Annotated in this window: 18 protein-coding genes; 2 read left to right on the forward strand and 16 right to left on the reverse strand. The window is 64.6% G+C overall.

Features of this window, described 5'->3' with window-relative positions:
• Window positions 1-3: 3 nt before the first annotated feature.
• From LB541_RS11895 to gcvA, 9 genes are all read right to left on the reverse strand, one after another.
• A complete protein-coding gene (locus LB541_RS11895; RefSeq protein ID WP_140554608.1) occupies window positions 4-1,590 on the reverse strand; it encodes an FGGY-family carbohydrate kinase in 1,587 nt (528 codons plus the stop codon).
• On the reverse strand, window positions 1,587-2,270 hold the full coding sequence (locus tag LB541_RS11900; protein WP_140514364.1) for an HAD family hydrolase: 684 nt from the start codon (window positions 2,268-2,270) through the stop codon (window positions 1,587-1,589). The genes LB541_RS11895 and LB541_RS11900 overlap by 4 nt, the downstream gene beginning before the upstream one ends.
• Window positions 2,271-2,279: 9 nt before the next feature.
• The gene (locus tag LB541_RS11905) at window positions 2,280-3,758 is read right to left on the reverse strand and encodes a mannitol dehydrogenase family protein (RefSeq protein WP_224618476.1); all 1,479 of its coding nucleotides are present in this window, start codon (window positions 3,756-3,758) and stop codon (window positions 2,280-2,282) included.
• A gap of 160 nt (window positions 3,759-3,918) precedes the next feature.
• Complete coding sequence (locus LB541_RS11910) at window positions 3,919-4,689, reverse strand: L-iditol 2-dehydrogenase (protein ID WP_140879318.1); 771 nt, start codon at window positions 4,687-4,689, stop codon at window positions 3,919-3,921.
• Complete coding sequence (locus tag LB541_RS11915; RefSeq protein WP_140685584.1) at window positions 4,686-5,690, reverse strand: ABC transporter ATP-binding protein; 1,005 nt, start codon at window positions 5,688-5,690, stop codon at window positions 4,686-4,688. Before LB541_RS11915 ends, LB541_RS11910 begins: the two co-directional genes overlap by 4 nt.
• Window positions 5,691-5,750: 60 nt before the next feature.
• Entirely contained in the window at window positions 5,751-6,575 is an 825-nt protein-coding gene (locus tag LB541_RS11920) for a carbohydrate ABC transporter permease (RefSeq protein ID WP_140491348.1), read from the reverse strand.
• A 12-nt stretch (window positions 6,576-6,587) separates the two neighbouring features.
• Window positions 6,588-7,460 carry a carbohydrate ABC transporter permease gene (locus LB541_RS11925; RefSeq protein WP_140491346.1) on the reverse strand — a complete coding sequence of 291 codons (873 nt, stop codon included), beginning with the start codon at window positions 7,458-7,460 and terminating at the stop codon, window positions 6,588-6,590.
• A gap of 124 nt (window positions 7,461-7,584) precedes the next feature.
• Window positions 7,585-8,895 (reverse strand): ABC transporter substrate-binding protein, encoded by a 1,311-nt coding sequence (locus LB541_RS11930; protein ID WP_140491344.1) that lies wholly within the window; start codon window positions 8,893-8,895, stop codon window positions 7,585-7,587.
• Between the two features lie 212 nt (window positions 8,896-9,107).
• Window positions 9,108-10,013, reverse strand: a complete 906-nt coding sequence (gene gcvA / locus LB541_RS11935) for a transcriptional regulator GcvA (protein WP_224618478.1) — start codon at window positions 10,011-10,013, stop codon at window positions 9,108-9,110.
• A gap of 110 nt (window positions 10,014-10,123) precedes the next feature.
• Between gcvA and LB541_RS11940 the strand changes: the two genes are divergently transcribed.
• Window positions 10,124-10,309 (forward strand): hypothetical protein, encoded by a 186-nt coding sequence (locus LB541_RS11940; RefSeq protein ID WP_140493424.1) that lies wholly within the window; start codon window positions 10,124-10,126, stop codon window positions 10,307-10,309.
• Between the two features lie 47 nt (window positions 10,310-10,356).
• Here the strand turns inward: LB541_RS11940 and LB541_RS11945 are convergent, their stop codons facing one another.
• Window positions 10,357-11,316, reverse strand: coding sequence for a sugar-binding transcriptional regulator (locus tag LB541_RS11945; protein WP_140491340.1), 960 nt, complete (start codon window positions 11,314-11,316; stop codon window positions 10,357-10,359).
• 254 nt (window positions 11,317-11,570) lie between these two features.
• Between LB541_RS11945 and LB541_RS11950 the strand changes: the two genes are divergently transcribed.
• On the forward strand, window positions 11,571-12,203 hold the full coding sequence (locus LB541_RS11950) for an HAD family hydrolase (protein ID WP_140895784.1): 633 nt from the start codon (window positions 11,571-11,573) through the stop codon (window positions 12,201-12,203).
• 3 nt (window positions 12,204-12,206) lie between these two features.
• Here the strand turns inward: LB541_RS11950 and LB541_RS11955 are convergent, their stop codons facing one another.
• The 6 genes from LB541_RS11955 to LB541_RS11980 form a co-directional block, all read right to left on the reverse strand.
• Window positions 12,207-12,974 (reverse strand): class II aldolase and adducin N-terminal domain-containing protein, encoded by a 768-nt coding sequence (locus LB541_RS11955; protein WP_140685581.1) that lies wholly within the window; start codon window positions 12,972-12,974, stop codon window positions 12,207-12,209.
• Window positions 12,975-13,051: 77 nt separating this feature from the next.
• Complete coding sequence (gene ureG / locus LB541_RS11960) at window positions 13,052-13,693, reverse strand: urease accessory protein UreG (protein ID WP_140491334.1); 642 nt, start codon at window positions 13,691-13,693, stop codon at window positions 13,052-13,054.
• Window positions 13,690-14,130: a DUF3995 domain-containing protein gene (locus LB541_RS11965; RefSeq protein WP_224618479.1), complete on the reverse strand. Its 441-nt coding sequence runs from the start codon at window positions 14,128-14,130 to the stop codon at window positions 13,690-13,692. The genes ureG and LB541_RS11965 overlap by 4 nt, the downstream gene beginning before the upstream one ends.
• Entirely contained in the window at window positions 14,127-14,798 is a 672-nt protein-coding gene (locus tag LB541_RS11970) for an urease accessory protein UreF (RefSeq protein ID WP_140514382.1), read from the reverse strand. The genes LB541_RS11965 and LB541_RS11970 overlap by 4 nt, the downstream gene beginning before the upstream one ends.
• Window positions 14,791-15,378: an urease accessory protein UreE gene (gene ureE / locus LB541_RS11975; protein ID WP_224618480.1), complete on the reverse strand. Its 588-nt coding sequence runs from the start codon at window positions 15,376-15,378 to the stop codon at window positions 14,791-14,793. The genes LB541_RS11970 and ureE overlap by 8 nt, the downstream gene beginning before the upstream one ends.
• A complete protein-coding gene (locus tag LB541_RS11980; protein WP_224618481.1) occupies window positions 15,375-15,980 on the reverse strand; it encodes a glutathione S-transferase family protein in 606 nt (201 codons plus the stop codon). Before LB541_RS11980 ends, ureE begins: the two co-directional genes overlap by 4 nt.
• Window positions 15,981-15,984: the final 4 nt, after the last annotated feature.

Raw genomic sequence — 15,984 nt, forward strand, 5'->3', positions numbered from 1 at the left:
GTTCTACTGGATCGCGTCGAGCGCCTGGCGTTGCCGGTGCATCTCCAGGAAAATCCGGTAGTCGCGATCGAAGCGGGCGCCGGCGGCCGGGTTGGCGGCGCGCGTCCTGCCGCCCTGCTGCATGGCAAGACAGGCCGCGTTGAGGTCGGGGAAAAGCCCGGCGGCGGTCGCCGCCACCATGCCTGTGCCGAGCAGCACCGCCTCGTCGGCCAGCGGCTCGACCACCGTGCAGCCGGTGGCGTCGGCATAGAGTTCCATCAAGAGCGGATTTTTGGTGTGGCCGCCGGTGACATGCAGCGTGTCGATGAGATAGCCGTTCTCGTTCAGCGCTTCCAGCACATGGCGCACGCCGAGCGCGATGCCCACGGCGGTGCGCCAGTAAAGTCGGCACAGGCTGTCGAAGGAGGAATCCAGCGTAAGGCCGCTGACCACGCCGACCGCATGCGGGTCGGCGAGCGGCGAGCGGTTGCCGTGAAAGTCGGGCAGCACATGCAGCCGGCCGGCAAGGGCATCGCCCTCCGCCGCGCGCAGCTCGGCGACGCGGCTTGCAATCCTGGCATGCATGGCTGCGTTCGGCTCGCCGCCGGCGCCGTGCCAGCGGATGATGTGGTCGAGCAGGGCGCCGGTGGCCGACTGGCCGCCCTCCGACAGCCACAGCTTCGGCAGCGCGGCGCCGTAGTATGGCCCCCAGACCCCGGCGAAGGGCTGCGGATCGGGTGACATCGCCATGACGCAGGAGGATGTGCCGGCGATCAGCGCCAAATGACGGCCGATATTCCGCTCGTCGCCGGCAAACCCGCCGAGCACGCCAAGCGCACCGGCATAGGCATCGATCACCCCGGCGCCGACCCGGCATGTCTCCGTCAGGCCGAGCTCCGCCGCTGCTTGCGCGCTCAAAGAGCCGATGTAAGCGCCGACCGGACTGGCTCTTTCGGGCAGATTGCCGTGCTCGAAGAGGTCGCCGAGGCCGACGAGTTCGAAGAAATCGCGCTGCCATGCGGGTTCCCGGTGCGCCAGATAGGTCCATTTGGCGGTCAGCGTGCACTGCGAGCGGGCCAGCGACCCCGTCGCCTGCCAGGTCAGGAAGTCGGTAAGGTCGAATAGATAGCCGGCTTCATTCCAGGTCTTCGGCAGGTTTCGCTTCAGCCACATCAGCTTCGGCGTCGCCATTTCCGGCGACATGACGCCGCCGATATAGTTGAGCACCTCATGGCCGCTCGCCGTGCATTCGTCGGCCTCGGCGATGGCGCGGTGATCGAGCCAGACGATGGTGTCCCAGCGCTCCTCTCCGGTCACCGAAACGCTGAGCTGGCCGCCTTGCCTGTCGCGCACGACCAGCGAGCAGGTGGCATCGAAGGAAATGCCGGCAATGTCCTCGGCGGCAACACCGGATTTTTCGCGGGCCGCACGCACCGCGGCGCACACGGCTGACCAGATATCGCGCGAATCATGCTCGGCGTGATCGGCTTTCGGCTGGTGCATGGCGATCGGGTGCTCGGCGCGGCCGAGCAAGGTGCCACTGGTGTCGAGAATGCCCGCGCGGGCGCTCCCGGTGCCGACATCGACCGCGCAAACGAACTGTTTCGTCAAGATGCTCTGTCTCTCGCTCCCAGGCCTGCAATCAGATCTGGCAATTGCAGCATGTCAGCGAATATAAAGTCCGGCTCACTCGACGCAAGCCGCGCTTTCAGGGCAGGGTTGCCGGCATGCGCGCCGCCGGTGAAGGCGAACACGCGCATATCAGCCGCCCGCGCCGCCGCGACGCCGGCGGGGCTGTCCTCGATCACAAGGCATTTGCGCGGATGCGCCCGCATCGAGGCGGCGGCATGAAGGAACAGGTCGGGCGCCGGCTTGCCCCTGGCCACCATGCCGGCACTGAACAGATGCGGCTCCATCAATCCGAGCAGGCCGGTGACGTCGAGCGTATAGCGGATGCGGTCGAGCGTGCCCGAGGAGGCGACGCAGAACGGCAAGCCGAGCCTCGGCAGCACTTCCTTGACGCCGGCGATTGGCTTCAGCTCCTCGCGGAATTTGCGCATCAATTCGACACGCATCGTGGTCAGGTGCTGATCGGTGATGGGCAGGCCGAAGTCGCGGGCGAGGATCTCGCGCACGCTTTTCATGCTCTTACCGAGGAAATGCTCGTAGGCCGTATCCTCGCCGATACTGCCGCCGGCAAGCGCGATCATGCCGAGCAGTGCCGAGACCGACAGCGCCTCGCTGTCCACCAGCACGCCGTCGCAGTCGAAAATGACCAGTTCCGGCGCCATGGTCCCGTTTCAGAGCTTGCCGGCGAGGTAGCGCGTCAGCGTGGCGCGCGTGCCATCCGTCCACAGCAGGTTCAATGCATGCGCGAAAGCCTCGACGAACGCGGTGGCGCGCCCGACATCGCCATAGATGTCTTCCATCGCAAGCCAGGCGGCGGGCGCGTCCTTTGCCGCCTTTGCCGTCGCCTGCACGCGGTCCCAGTTCGGATCGTTGGGCTCGATGACCGCGCCGCTGTCCGTCGTGCCGAAGCAGTAGCGGCACCACAGCGCCGATTCAAGTGCCAGGCCGGCGACGCTCTTTCCCGCCTTCAAGCGGTCGGCGATGGTCGGGATGATGAATTTCGGCTGGCGATTGGAACCGTCGAGACAGAGCCGGCGCACCGTGTCGCCGATCTTGGGGTTGGAAAAGCGCTTTTCGATGAGCTGGTAATAATCCTCCAGGACCGTGTCTGGCACCGGCGGTACGGTCGGAATGATTTCGTCATGCTCGAGCTTGTCGAGAAAGCCGCGCACCAGCGGCTCCTGCATCGCCTCATGCACGAAATGGATGTCCATCAGCCCGGCCGGATAGGCGATGGTGGCATGGCCGCCATTGAGGATGCGGATCTTCATCAGCTCGTAGGGCGCGACGTCTTTGACGAACTGCACGCCGACCTTTTCAAGCGGCGGCCGGCCGTCGGTGAAATGGTCTTCCAGCACCCATTGCCGGAAGGGTTCGCAAAAGACAGGCCAATTGTCCTCGACGCCGAAATCCTTGGCCAGGATCGCGCGTTCGCGGTCCGACGTGGCCGGCGTGATGCGGTCGACCATCGCGTTCGGGAAAGCGACATTGCCGCCGACCCAGGCCGCCAGATCCTCGTCGATCACGCGGGCCAACCCGATGACGCCATCCGACGTGACATGGCCGTTGTGGGGAATGTTGTCGCAGGACATCACCGTGAACGGTGCGATGCCATCGCCGCGCCGCCGCACCAGGCCGGCGAGGATGATGCCGAACACGGTCTTCGGCGTCGCGCCCGGCTGCGCATCGGCGACGATATCGGGATGCGTCGGGTTGAACACGCCGGAGGCAGGATCGATGAAATAGCCGCCTTCGGTGATGGTCAGCGACACGATCTTGATCGCCGGATCGGCCAGCCGTTCGATGATGGCGGCGGCATCGCCCGGCGTCAGGAAGTCGATCATGGCGCCGGTGACGCGGGCGCTCATATGACCCTCGTCCTGCTCGACCACCGTCGTCAGCCAGTCCTGCTCTTCCAGTTTGCCGCGGCCGATCTTCTCGCCCTCGAACACGCCGGCGCCGACCAGCGCCCAGTCGTGGCCGACGCCCGAATTGAACAGCTCGTCGAGATAGACGGCCTGGTGCGAGCGATGGAAGTTGCCGACGCCGAAATGCACGATGCCGGCCTTCAGCGCTGCGCGGTCGTATTTCGGACCTGCGACCCTGGCGGGCAGGTTGGCGAGATTGGCGGAAGAGAGTTTCACGGTCATCTGTTTACCCTTTGGCCGGGTTGCGGCCTTCGTTACCCTTCTCTCCCCTTCACCGGGAGAGGGTAGGAAGCGGCACATGCCTTCCGAGGCGATGCGGCCGCCACCTTGATGTTGGCCTCTTCTCCCCGCGGAGGCACGGGGAGAAGAGGCCGCCCCCGCCTCAACTCATCCACTGGCCGCCATCGACATTGTAGGTCTGGGCGACGATATATTCGGCTTCGTCGCTGGCCAGGAACACGGCCATGCCGGCGAGGTCCTCCGGTCTGCCCATGCGGCCGTAAGGCACGCCTTCGCCGACCAGTCTTTTCTTTTCGCCCTTGGGCCGGTTTTCGTATTTGGCGAACAGCGCGTCGACCTGGTCCCACATGTCGCTGTCGACGACGCCAGGCGCGATGCCGTTGACGTTGATGCCGTGCTTGATCAGGTCGAGCCCGGCCGACTGGGTCAGTGAAATGACCGCCGCCTTGCTGGCGCAGTAGACCGCGACCAGCGCTTCGCCGCGCCGCCCGGCCTGGCTCGCCATGTTGATGATCCTGCCGCCCTTTCCCCGCGTGATCATCGAGCGCGCCGCCGCCTGCAGCATGAACAGCGTGCCGGCGACATTGACCGAGAACAGTTTTTCATAGCTCGCCCGCGAGATCTCGACGATCGGCGCAAGGTCAAAGATCGCGGCGTTGTTGATCAGTATGTCCAGGCCGCCGGTCCTGGTTTCCACCGCCTGCACCGCGGCATCGATGGAGGCCTGGTCCGTGACGTCGAGCTTCACCGCGTAGGCCTTGCCGCCGATCCCGGCGGCCGTCTTTTGCGCAGCCCCGAGGTCAATGTCGGCAATCGCCACGATAGCGCCCTCACGGGCATAGGCTTCGGCGAAGGCCTTGCCGATGCCGCGCGCCGACCCGGTGATCAGCGCCGATTTGCCTTTCAGCCTCACGGCGCCAATGCCTTGCCGTCGGGGCCGAAGCGATGCAGCTTGGCCTTGTCGGGGGTGAGATAAATGCTGTCGCCATGGTGGACGCTGAGTTCGCCGTCGGCGCGCACCGTCAGCGGGCCGACACCGTCGGCCTGGACATGCAGGAAGGTGTCGGATCCCAGGTGTTCGGCGACACCGACTGTTGCCTTCCAATCGCCCGCCGTGGTCGAGATCGCCATGTGCTCGGGCCGGATGCCGATGGTCTTGGCGCCGTACTTCGCCGCCGGGGCGCCTTCGATCAGGTTCATTTTCGGCGAGCCGATGAAGCCGGCGACGAACAGGTTCTTCGGCGTCTTGTAGAGCTCCATCGGCGAGCCAACCTGCTCGACATTTCCAGCATTCAGCACGACGATCTTGTCGGCCATGGTCATCGCCTCGACCTGGTCGTGGGTGACGTAGATCATCGTCGTCTTGAGCTGGTGGTGCAGTTCGCTGATCTCCAGCCGCATCGTGCCGCGCAGTGCCGCGTCGAGGTTGGACAAGGGTTCATCGAACAGGAAGGCCGAAGGCTGGCGCACGATGGCGCGGCCGATGGCGACGCGCTGGCGCTGGCCGCCGGAAAGCTGGCCGGGGCGGCGCTCCAGATAGTTGGTGAGGTTGAGCACGCGCGCGGCGTCCTTCACCTTCCTGTCAATGGTCGCCTGGTTCTCGCCCGCCATCTTCAGTGGGAAGGCGATGTTCTTGGCCACCGTCATGTGCGGGTAAAGCGCATAGGACTGGAACACCATGGCAAGCTTGCGCTTGGCCGGCGCCTCGCCGGTGACGTCGCGGCCGTCAATGTTGATGGTGCCGCCGCTGGTGTCCTCCAGGCCGGCGATCAGGCGCAGCAGCGTGGACTTGCCGCAGCCCGACGGGCCGACGAAGACGACGAACTCGCCGTCCTCGATGACGAGATCGATGTTAGGAATGATCGAAGTCGAGCCGAAGGATTTCGAGACGTTCTTGAGCGTGATATTTCCCATGCTTTCCTCCCGGTGGATTTCCGTCCGCCGCCTGGCGCACGCTGCTACTTCACGGCGCCCCTACTTCACCGCACCGAAGGTCAGGCCGCGCACCAGTTGCTTCTGGCTGAACCAGCCCATGATCAGGATCGGCGCGATCGCCAGCGTCGAGGCGGCCGAGAGCTTCGCCCAGAACAGGCCTTGCGGGCTGGAGAAGGAGCTGATGAAGGCGGTCAAGGGTGCTGCTTCCGTCGTGGTCAGCCGGATCGTCCAGAACGCTTCGTTCCAGGCCAGGATGATGTTGAGCAGCATGGTCGAGGCGATGCCCGGCACCGCCATGGGTGTGAGCACATAGATGATCTCGTTCCACAGCGAGGCGCCGTCCATGCGCGCCGCTTCCAGGATCTCGCCGGGGATTTCGCGGAAATAGGTGTAGAGCATCCACACCACGATCGGCAGGTTGATCAGCATCAGCATCACCATCAGGCCGATGCGGCTGTCGAGCAGGCCGGTGTCGCGGAAGATCAGGTAGATCGGAAACAGCACGGCCACGGCCGGCATCATCTTGGTGGACAGCATCCACATCAAAATGTCCTTGGTCCGCTTGGTCGGCGAGAACGCCATCGACCAGGCCGCCGGAATGGCGACCAGCAGGGCCAGGATGGTCGAGCCGACCGAGAGCAGCACCGAGTTCAGGAAGAACTTGAAATAGCCGTTCTGCGCCTGGACCTCGGAATAGCTCTCGAAGGTCCCGGACGGGATCAGGTTGAAGCCCTGGATCGCCTCCTGTTCCGACTTGAACGAGGTGATGATCGTGTAGAGGATCGGGAAGAAGATCAGCAAGGCGACGATCCAGGCGGCAGCCGTCGCGATCGTCTTGTGCCGGGTTGTGACTGCGCGTGCCATCTTTTCCTCCCTTTATCTGTCCAGGTTCTTGCCGACGGCGCGCATGGCGAAGAAGGCGACGATGTTGGCGAGAATGACCGCGATGATGCCGCCGGCGGAGGCCTGGCCGATTTTGAATTCGAGCAGCGCCTTCTGGTAGACCAGGAAGGGCAGGTTGGTGGAGGCGTATCCCGGGCCGCCATTGGTGGTGACGAGGATCTCGGCATAGACCGAAAGCAGGAAGATCGTCTGGATCAGGATGACGACGGTGATCGCGCGCGACATGTGCGGCAGCGTCAGGTAGATGAAGCGGCTGATGAAGCCGGCGCCGTCCATCTCGGCGGCTTCCTTCTGCTCGCCGTCCAGCGACTGAAGCGAAGTCAAAAGAATGAGCGTCGCGAAAGGCAGCCACTGCCAGGCGACGATGATGATGATGGCGGTCAGCGGATATTGTCCGAACCAGTCTATGGGCTGGAGGCCAAAGAACCGCGCTATGTCGGCGAAGACACCGTATTGCGGATGCATGATCATGTTCTTCCAGACCAGTGCCGCCACCGGCGGCATGACGAAGAACGGCGAGATGACGAGGATGCGCACGATGCCCTGGCCCCACATCGGCTGGTCGATCAAAAGCGCCAGCAGGATGCCTCCGACCACGGTGATCACAAGCACGCTGACGACGATCAGCAGCGTGTTCAGGATCGATTGCAGGAAGGCCGGGTTGGAATAGAACAACGCGTAATTGGAGAAGCCGACGAAGCCGTCGCGGATCGGATTGAGCGGATTGTACTGCTGGAAGGAGAACCAGAGCGTGAGCGCCAGCGGAACGACCATCCAGACGAGCAGCAGGACGACGGATGGCGCCATCATGAAACGGGCAAGCGAACGGGTCTGCTGAGTAGCCATTACGGTCACCCTTCAAGGATCGGACGGAATTTTCTCGAGCTGTCGGAAGTGGCCGCCCGAACTGGGTTTCGGGCGGCCGTTGCCGGCCATGGTCGGCGACCGGCCTTAGGCACCGGGAGGAGCCTTACTGTATGTAGCCGCCCTCGGTCATCGCCGCGGTTGCGGCGTCCTGGGCCTGCTTCAGCGCGTCGTCGACGCTCGACTGGCCGGCAAGGGCTGCCGAGAACAGCTGGCCGACGGTGGTGCCGAGGCCCTGGAACTCAGGGATGGCGACGAACTGCACGCCGACATAGGGCACCGGCTTGACGGTCGGATGCGTCGGGTCGGCAGCATTGATGGAGTCCAGCGTCATCTTGGCGAACGGAGCCGCCTTCTGGTACTCTGGATTGGCATAGAGCGAGGAGCGCGTTCCCGGCGGAACGTTGGCCCAGCCTTCCTTCGAGGCGACCAGTTCTGCATAGTGCTTGCTGGTTGCCCATGACACGAACTTCTCGGCGGCATCGGCCTTCTGCGTGCCGGCGGGAATGGCCAGCGACCACGCCCACAGCCAGTTGCCGCGCTTGCCGAGCCCATTGTCAGGCGCCAATGCGTAACCGACCTTGTCGGCGACCTGCGAGGCCTTGGGATCGGAGACGAAGGAGGCGGCGACGGTGGCGTCGATCCACATGCCGCACTTGCCCTGCTGGAACAGCGCCAAATTCTCGTTGAAGCCGTTGGAAGACGCGCCCTCCGGCCCGTCGGCCTTCATCAGGTCGACATAGAACTGCAAGGTGTTCTTCCATTCGGGCTGGTCGAATTGCGGCTTCCAGTTCTCGTCGAACCAGCGCGCGCCGAAGGAGTTCGACATGGCGGTCAGGAAGGCCATGTTCTCGCCCCAGCCGGCCTTGCCGCGCAGGCAAACGCCGTTCACGCCATTGGCGCGGTCGGTCATCTTGTCGGCGGCCTGCTTGATGAAGTCCCAGGTCGGCGCGTCGGGCATCTTCAGCCCTGCCTTCTCCATCAGGTCCTTGCGGTACATGACGAAGGAGCTTTCGCCGTAGAAGGGCGCGGCATAGAGCTTGCCGTCGACCGAGAGGCCGCCGGCGATCGCCGGGATGATGTCCTTGGCGTCGTAGTCGTCGCCGAGCTTGTCGAGCGGCAACAGCCAGCTCTGCTTGGCCCAGATCGGGACCTCGTAGGTGCCGATGGTCATCACGTCATACTGGCCGCCCTTGGTGGCGATGTCGGTCGTCACGCGCTCGCGCAGCACGTTCTCTTCCAGCGTCACCCAGTTGAGCTGGATGTCGGGGTTCGCCTTGGTGAAGTCGTCGGTCAGCTTCTGCATGCGGACCATATCGCCATTGTTGACGGTGGCGATGGTGATGGATTCGGCATGTGCCGCGAACGCGAGCGCGCTGGCCGAGCACAAGCCCAGGATGAGCGTACGAAGTTTCATCAAATTCCTCCCATGGACCAAGATGAGCATTTGCCTTGGCTGTGAGCAATTACTCATCAAGAATGAATTATGTCAAGCCAGATTCGATGGTGCAGCGCACACTCGATGGAGGAGCGCCGACCTGGCGCGTTGCAAATGGCCGTCACGCAGGCACGGATCGGGCGACAACGGTGATCTGGATGGAGCGCGGTTTTGATCCTGGAGTTAGCCGGTCAGCAGGCGATCTCGGCCAGGATCCAGTCGCGGAAAGCGCGGATCTTCGGCACGTTGCGGCGCGCCTCCGGATAGACCAGCCAATAGGCGTGGCCGTCGTCGCCGACCAGGTCGAAGGGCTGGATCAGCCGGCCGTCGGCGAGTTCCGCCTTGAACAGCGCCCTGGTCAGGATCGCCACGCCATGACCTGCGATGGCCGCATTGGCCTCATAAGCCTGCGCGCCCATGCTGCTGCCGGGGCGCTTGGCAAGGTCATGGCTTTGCACTCCCGCGGCCTCGAACCATTGCGTCCACCAGATGTCGCCGGGATCGAGGATCGGCAGCTTGAGCAGATCGGCCGGTTCCTTGACGCCGCCGACGCTCGCGGCGAGCTTGGGGCTGAGCATCGGCGTGAAATCGGCGTCGAGCAGCTTGTAGGCCTCCAGTCCCGGCCATTTGCCGCCGCCCGAGCGGATGGCAAGGTCGACATCCTCGCGGGCGAAATCGGTCAGGCGGCTGGATGTGTCGAGCCGCACGGCAAGGGCGGGATGCGCGATCTGGAACGAACCCAGATGATGCGCCAGCCAGTTGGAGGCAAAGGTCAGCACCGTGGTGACGCACAGCAGACCGTCCGCCCCGCCGCGGGCCGCCGCATAGGCCTGCCCGAGTAAGGCGAAGGCTTCGCTGACCGCCGGCGCCAGGCGCTGTCCGGCTTCGGTGAGTTCGATCTGCCGCGGCCGGCGCAGGAAAAGCGGCGCGCCGACCCGCTCCTCCAGCACTTTGATCTGATAGCTGACCGCTGCCTGCGTCATCGCCAGTTCCTCGGCCGCTTTGGTGAAGGACAGATGCCGCGCCACCGCTTCGAACACCCGGATCGCCTGCAGCGGCGGAAGCTGCGCAACCTGTCGCGAGCTGAGATCCGGCATAAAGCCTCCTTATGGGTCCTTATCGACGTTCGATTGGCAAAGGCGGCCGGCAAGACCGACATTCATCCTCAGCCCGTCACTCGGGTTGAAGATAGCGAAGGTTGACGATCATGACCATGGCGCAGCAAAAATGCACTCCCGCTCCGGATCATCGCTGGATTTCATGGCTTGCGGACGGATTCGGCTGGTTCGCGACCAGGAAAAAGGCGCATCTCGACATCAGGGACCTGTCGCCGCACCTGCAGCGGGACCTTGGCTTCCTCGACGGCAACGATCCTTTCGGACGGCATGGATAGCAGGCCCGGATTTTATCGCAAATCGATGTTGCTTCGAGGCTTTTAGCTCACCCGCTCGCCAGCAGGGCGGCGGCGGTTCGTTCGTCGGTGATGAGGCCGTTGACCAGCCGGCGGTTCACGGCCGCCAGGATGCCCGGCAGCTTGCGTTCACCCATGGCGAGCGCGATGACCAGCGACTTCTCGCGTGACGGCAGGGCCGCCGACGACACCCGGTCGTTGGTGATGCCCTCGATCATGCGGCCGTCGCGATCGAACACCCAGCCGACGATTTCGGCGACGCCGCCGGCCTTCTGCAAAGCCTTCAGCTCGGCGTCGGAGATGAAGCCGTCCTCATAGAGCGGCGCCTTCGGGCCGAGGTCGCCGATGCCGACGAAGGTGACGTCGGCCTCCGCGGCCAGCGCCAGCGTCGGCTGGATCATCGGCTGGCTGAGCAGCATCTCGCGCTCCTGCGGCGAGGAGGCGATGACCGGCAACGGCATCGGGAACGACCGCGCCTTGACCCTGTCGGCCATGGTGAAGATGACGTTGTAGAAAGCAGCCGAACCGTCCGGCGAGATATTGCCGGTCAGGGACACCACCTTGTGCTGCGGGCACTCCATCGGCGGCAGTTGCTCGATCGCCGCCTTCAGCGTACGGCCGGTGCCGATCGCCAGCACGATCGGCGCCGGCGATCTCAGCCGCCTCTCGATTTCCGCTGCCGCCGCCTCGGCGATGCCGATCGTTGTCGACGACGAGGTCGGGTCGCTCGGCACCACCTCGACCAGGTCGAGCGCGAAGCGCGACTTCAGGCGGGCGGCGAGGTCGAGGCAGTTGGCGATCGGATGGTCGACGCGCACCTTGATCAGGCCTTCCGACACTGCCAGCGACACCAGCCGCTGCGCGGTCTGCCGCGAGATGCCGAGCGTGGCGGCGATCTGGTCCTGCGTGTTGCCGGCAACGTAATAAAGCCAGCCCGCGCGCGCGGCATCGTCCAACCTGTTGCTGCCGCCCTCCTGCCGGTTATTCACGTCCTGCCTCCCGAAACCGCCGGTCATGGAACCGGTCGCGCCTACTTTCGCAGGGAACCGCGCGCTGCGCAATTGTCAATCGCCAGGGCAATTGCTTGCGCCAGCGGGCGTGGGATCGGCCGGATCATCGTCGGCCGGGGGATTCCACGGCCCGCAAAAGGAGGATTTCCGTTCCGACAGGTGGCACGTTCTGCCGTCCGGATGGTTTATCTCGCGGGGTAAACCCTTTAAGGGAACGCCAAAAGGAGCGTTGCATGACACCGAAAGCGGTTTTCTGGGACATGGACGGCACGCTGGTCGACAGCGAACCGCTGCACGAAGCAGCCCTGGTGGCGGCGATGCGCAATGTCGGCCTTCAGCCTCCGCCCGACCTGCATGAGCGCGTTCTCGGGGTCGCTGCCTGGCCGGTCTACCTGATGATGCGCGACGAGTTCGGCCTGGATCTGCCCTTCGACGAGTGGATCGTCCATAAATACGAGCATTATCTGCCGCTTGTCGCGACATTGAAGCCGCGCCCCGGTGCGATCGAGATATTCAACGAATTGCGCGCGCTTGGCGTGCAGCAGGCCGTGGTCTCGAATTCCGACCGCATGATCGTCGACGCCAATCTGCACATGGTCGGCCTGATCTATCCAGGCATGAAGACCATCAGCCGCAACGACGTGCGCGAAGGCAAGCCGCAAGCCGAGCCGTTCCTGCGCGCCGCCTATCTGGCCGATGTCGATCCCGCGAACGCGGTGGCGGTCGACGACAGCTGGCCGGGCGCCATGGCGGGGCTGGCGGCAGGCATGAAGACGATCTTCTGGCCGGAAAAACCGATGGACGGCCCGCCCGGTGCGGTGGTCATCAACAGCGCCGAGGAATTGCGGGCTGAACTGGGGCTTTAAACCTCAGTTCCGGTAGACCGGCTCCTGCTCGTCGAGGATCGCCTTCAGCTCGCTGAGATGCCGCTCGGCCTGGCCGGGATAGTCGTCCATTTCGCGTGCCGCCTTCTCGGCGATGGCGTCGGAAAGCGTGCGCAGCGGCCGCCCGGTCCACAGCGCCTTGATGTAGGTCTCGGCGGCGCGTTCGAAATAGAACATGCGATTGAAGGCGTCGGCCACCGTGTCGCCGATGACCAGCACGCCGTGATTGCCCATCACCATTACCTTGACCTTGGGGTCGGTCAGGAGCTGCGAGCAGCGCTCGCCCTCTTCCTCGAAGGCCAGACCGCCATAATGGGCGTCGACCACATGGCGGTTGAAGAACATCGCCGAATTCTGGTCGATCGGCGGCAGCCTCGAATCGGCGAGCGAGGCCAGCACGGTGGCGTGGATGGAATGCACATGCATGACGCAGCGCGCATGACGGACGTTGCGGTGGATGGCGCCGTGCAGGCCCCACGCCGTCGGGTCGGGCGCATTCGGGCCGGACAGCGTCTCGGGATCGTTGGCGTCGATCATCAAAAGGTCGCTCGCCTTGATGCGCGAGAAGTGCACCTGATTGGGGTTCATCAGGAATTTTGTGCCGTCCTCGTTGACCGCCAGCGAGAAATGGTTGGCCACCGCCTCGTGCATGTTGAGCCGCGCCGTCCAGCGGAAGGCGCAGGCAAGATCGACGCGCTCCTCGTAGAGGGGCAGGTTGGTCAGCGGTTCCTTTTGCAGGCGGGCGATGCTCATCGAAAAATCCTCCGGGTTTTAGGAACAATGCCGTGCCCTGCTTGTGCCCGCAACCGGTTTCGGTTGGTGCAGCCGGCTCACGCCGCCGTGCTTGCGGCGGTCCCGAGCCTCAAGCCGCCATGCTCGACGATGAAATCGATCACCTCCCGCAACCCCTTGCCGCGCGACAGGTCGGTGAAGCCGAACGGCCGCTTGCCGCGCATGCGGGTGGCGTCGCTCTCCATCACGTCGAGATTGACGTTCACATAGGGCGCCAGGTCGCTCTTGTTGATGATCAGGAAATCGGAACGGGTGATCGCCGGACCGCCTTTCCGCGGGATCTCCTCGCCCTGGCAGACGGAGATGACATAGAGCGTGAGATCGGCGAGATCCGGCGAGAAGGTGGCGGCAAGGTTGTCGCCGCCGGATTCGATGAAGATGATGTCGAGATCGGGGAATTTGCGGTTGAGCTCCGCGATCGCCTGCAGATTGATCGAGGCGTCCTCGCGGATGGCGGTGTGCGGGCAGCCGCCGGTCTCGACGCCGACGATGCGCTCTTCCGGCAGCGCCTGCAGCCGCGCCAGCATCATGGCGTCTTCCCTTGTGTAGATGTCGTTGGTGACGACGGCGATGGAGAATTCCTCACGCAGCGCCTTGCACAGTTTCTCGGTGAGCGTCGTCTTGCCCGAACCGACGGGGCCGCCAATGCCGATGCGAAGGGGACCGTTGGGCTGCGTCATGTCGGGAACTCCGTGATGGCGAGAACTGCGAAGCCGAGCCCGATCAGCAGGCACAGCGGCGAATAAAGGCTCCTATCGAGCCGCGCGAAAGGCTGTTCCGGTGCCAGCCGGCGCCACCGGGGCGTGAAGCCGGCAATGCCGCGTCCGAGAAACACCAGCCCGATCAGCAGCGCGGTGGCGGCGTGGCCTTCCCTGGGAAAGGGCGAGGCAAACACACCCTCCAGAGCCATCGGCCAGAGCGTTGCCAGCGCCAGGCAGGCGGCGACGGCAAAGCAGGCGAACGGCGCCGGCATCTCGTCGACGCCGCGAAAGCCGACGACCGCATGCGCGCAGGACGCCGCATCCTTGCCCGGCCATATCCCGCCAATGCCCCAATAAACGTGCAACGCGGTGATCACCAGCAGGACGAATGAGAGGACGAAGGCAAGGACGATCATGAGCGGAACAATCGCGAATACTGGGTTTCGTGCTGCATCGCCACGATATCAGAGACAAAGGCGCAACCGCCGAGATCGTCCAATGTCGAGCGGGATGCGCGGGCGGCGGTCGCAAGGGCCAGCTGCTCGAAGCCGGCGAGCAAACTGGTCGCGCCGCTTTGTCCGATGACGCCCAGCCGGATCGCGGCCTGGACGAGATTGGAGAAGAAGGCCTGCAGGAAGGCGGACAGCGCGTCCTGAAGCGCGATACCATTGCCGCCGGCAACAGCGCCGACGGCGACGCAGTACGCACAATCGGCGGGCAAGCGCTCCAGCACGGGAGTGGGCCAGGCGGCGGCCGCTTTGAGGAAAGCCGCACCTTGCAGCATGGTCTCGGCATGGCGCTCACGCGACCCGGCCAACGCCTCCGCCAGTGTGGCGACTTCGGCCGGATCGCCGCCGTCGCGGGCGTTGCGCCAGCTCTCCGCGAACAGCACGGCATCGTTCCAGGCGGAGCCCATCTCGACCAGCGTTTCAAGCCAAGCGGCGAGGCTCGCCGCATCGGTCACCAGCCCATCATGCGCGGCGCGCTCGAGGCCATGGCTGTAGGAAAAGCCGCCGACCGGAAAGACCGGCGACAGCCACGCCATCAATCGCAGCAGGGCGACCCCGGATGGCTGGTCAGTCATGGTGATCATGATGATCATGATGATCATGATGATCGTGATGGTCGTGCGAATGCGAATGGCTGTGCGAATGCGCTTCGGCGTGGCTGTGGGCGTGCGCATGGCCGTGGTCATGGCCGCCGGAATAGGCGCCCCGCACCGGTTTGAACGGTTCGGAAACCTCGCTCACCGTGGCCCCGAGCCCCTCCAGCATCGCCTTGATGACATGATCGCGCAGGATGAGGATGCGCTCCGCCTCTATCGCCGCCGCGAGATGGCGGTTGCCGATATGCCAGGCAAGCTCGGCCAGATGCACGGCGTCGCGGGCGCGGATATCATAGACCTCCTCCGGCGCCGCGATGATCTCGACATGGCGGCCGTCTTCCAGCACCAGCCTGTCGCCGTCGGCGAGCGCGACGGGCTCCGGCAGGTCGACCAGCACCTTGCTGCCGTCGGACAATTCGATCGCCCGGCGGCGCAGATGCCGCTCGTCATGGGCAAGAACGGCACGACCGGATGGCGCCGTGGTGCCGGCATTGCCGGAGGTCAGCACCGAGATGGCGCGCGGGAACTTCGTGAAGTCGGTGTTGAGGTTGAGCTTCATTTCATGGCTCCGCCATTGGCTTGCGCCCGGGCACGGGCAGGGCGTGAAAGCACGCGGTCGAAATAGGCGTTGACGCGGTCGGATTCTATTGGAAAGCGGCCGGCTCGGGCCCAGCCGCCCATGTCGCCGAGCAGCACGTCGACAGCCGAGAACCGGTCGCCGAGCGCGAAAGGCTTGTCGCCAAGCCGGCGGTCCAGCGCCTTGACCTCCGAGGCGAAATCGTAGGCGGCCGCGGGGCCGACATCGACCCGGACTTCCCTGGGCAGCAGGAAACGGTGGCGCAATTTGTTCCACAACGGCGCTTCCAGCTCGGACTGGGCGAAATGCATCCAGGAATCCATTTCGGCGCGGCCTGCGAGGCCGGGACTGGCGCCCATGCCCTTATCCGCGTGCTTATCGGCGAGATAGACGCAGATCGCCGCCGAATCCGTCAGCCTCAGCTCGCCGTCGATCAAGATCGGCACCTTGCCCGAGGGATTGAGCGCATAGGCTTCGGGCGAGCGCAGGGGAATTTCGACGAATTCATAGGCCTGCCCGAGTTCTTCGAGCATCCACAGAACACGGCTAACCCGGGATCCACGCGATCCGACGGCCTTGTACATGATT

It is taken from the genome of Mesorhizobium sp. BR1-1-15, from assembly GCF_020165475.1.
GTDB lineage: Bacteria > Pseudomonadota > Alphaproteobacteria > Rhizobiales > Rhizobiaceae > Mesorhizobium.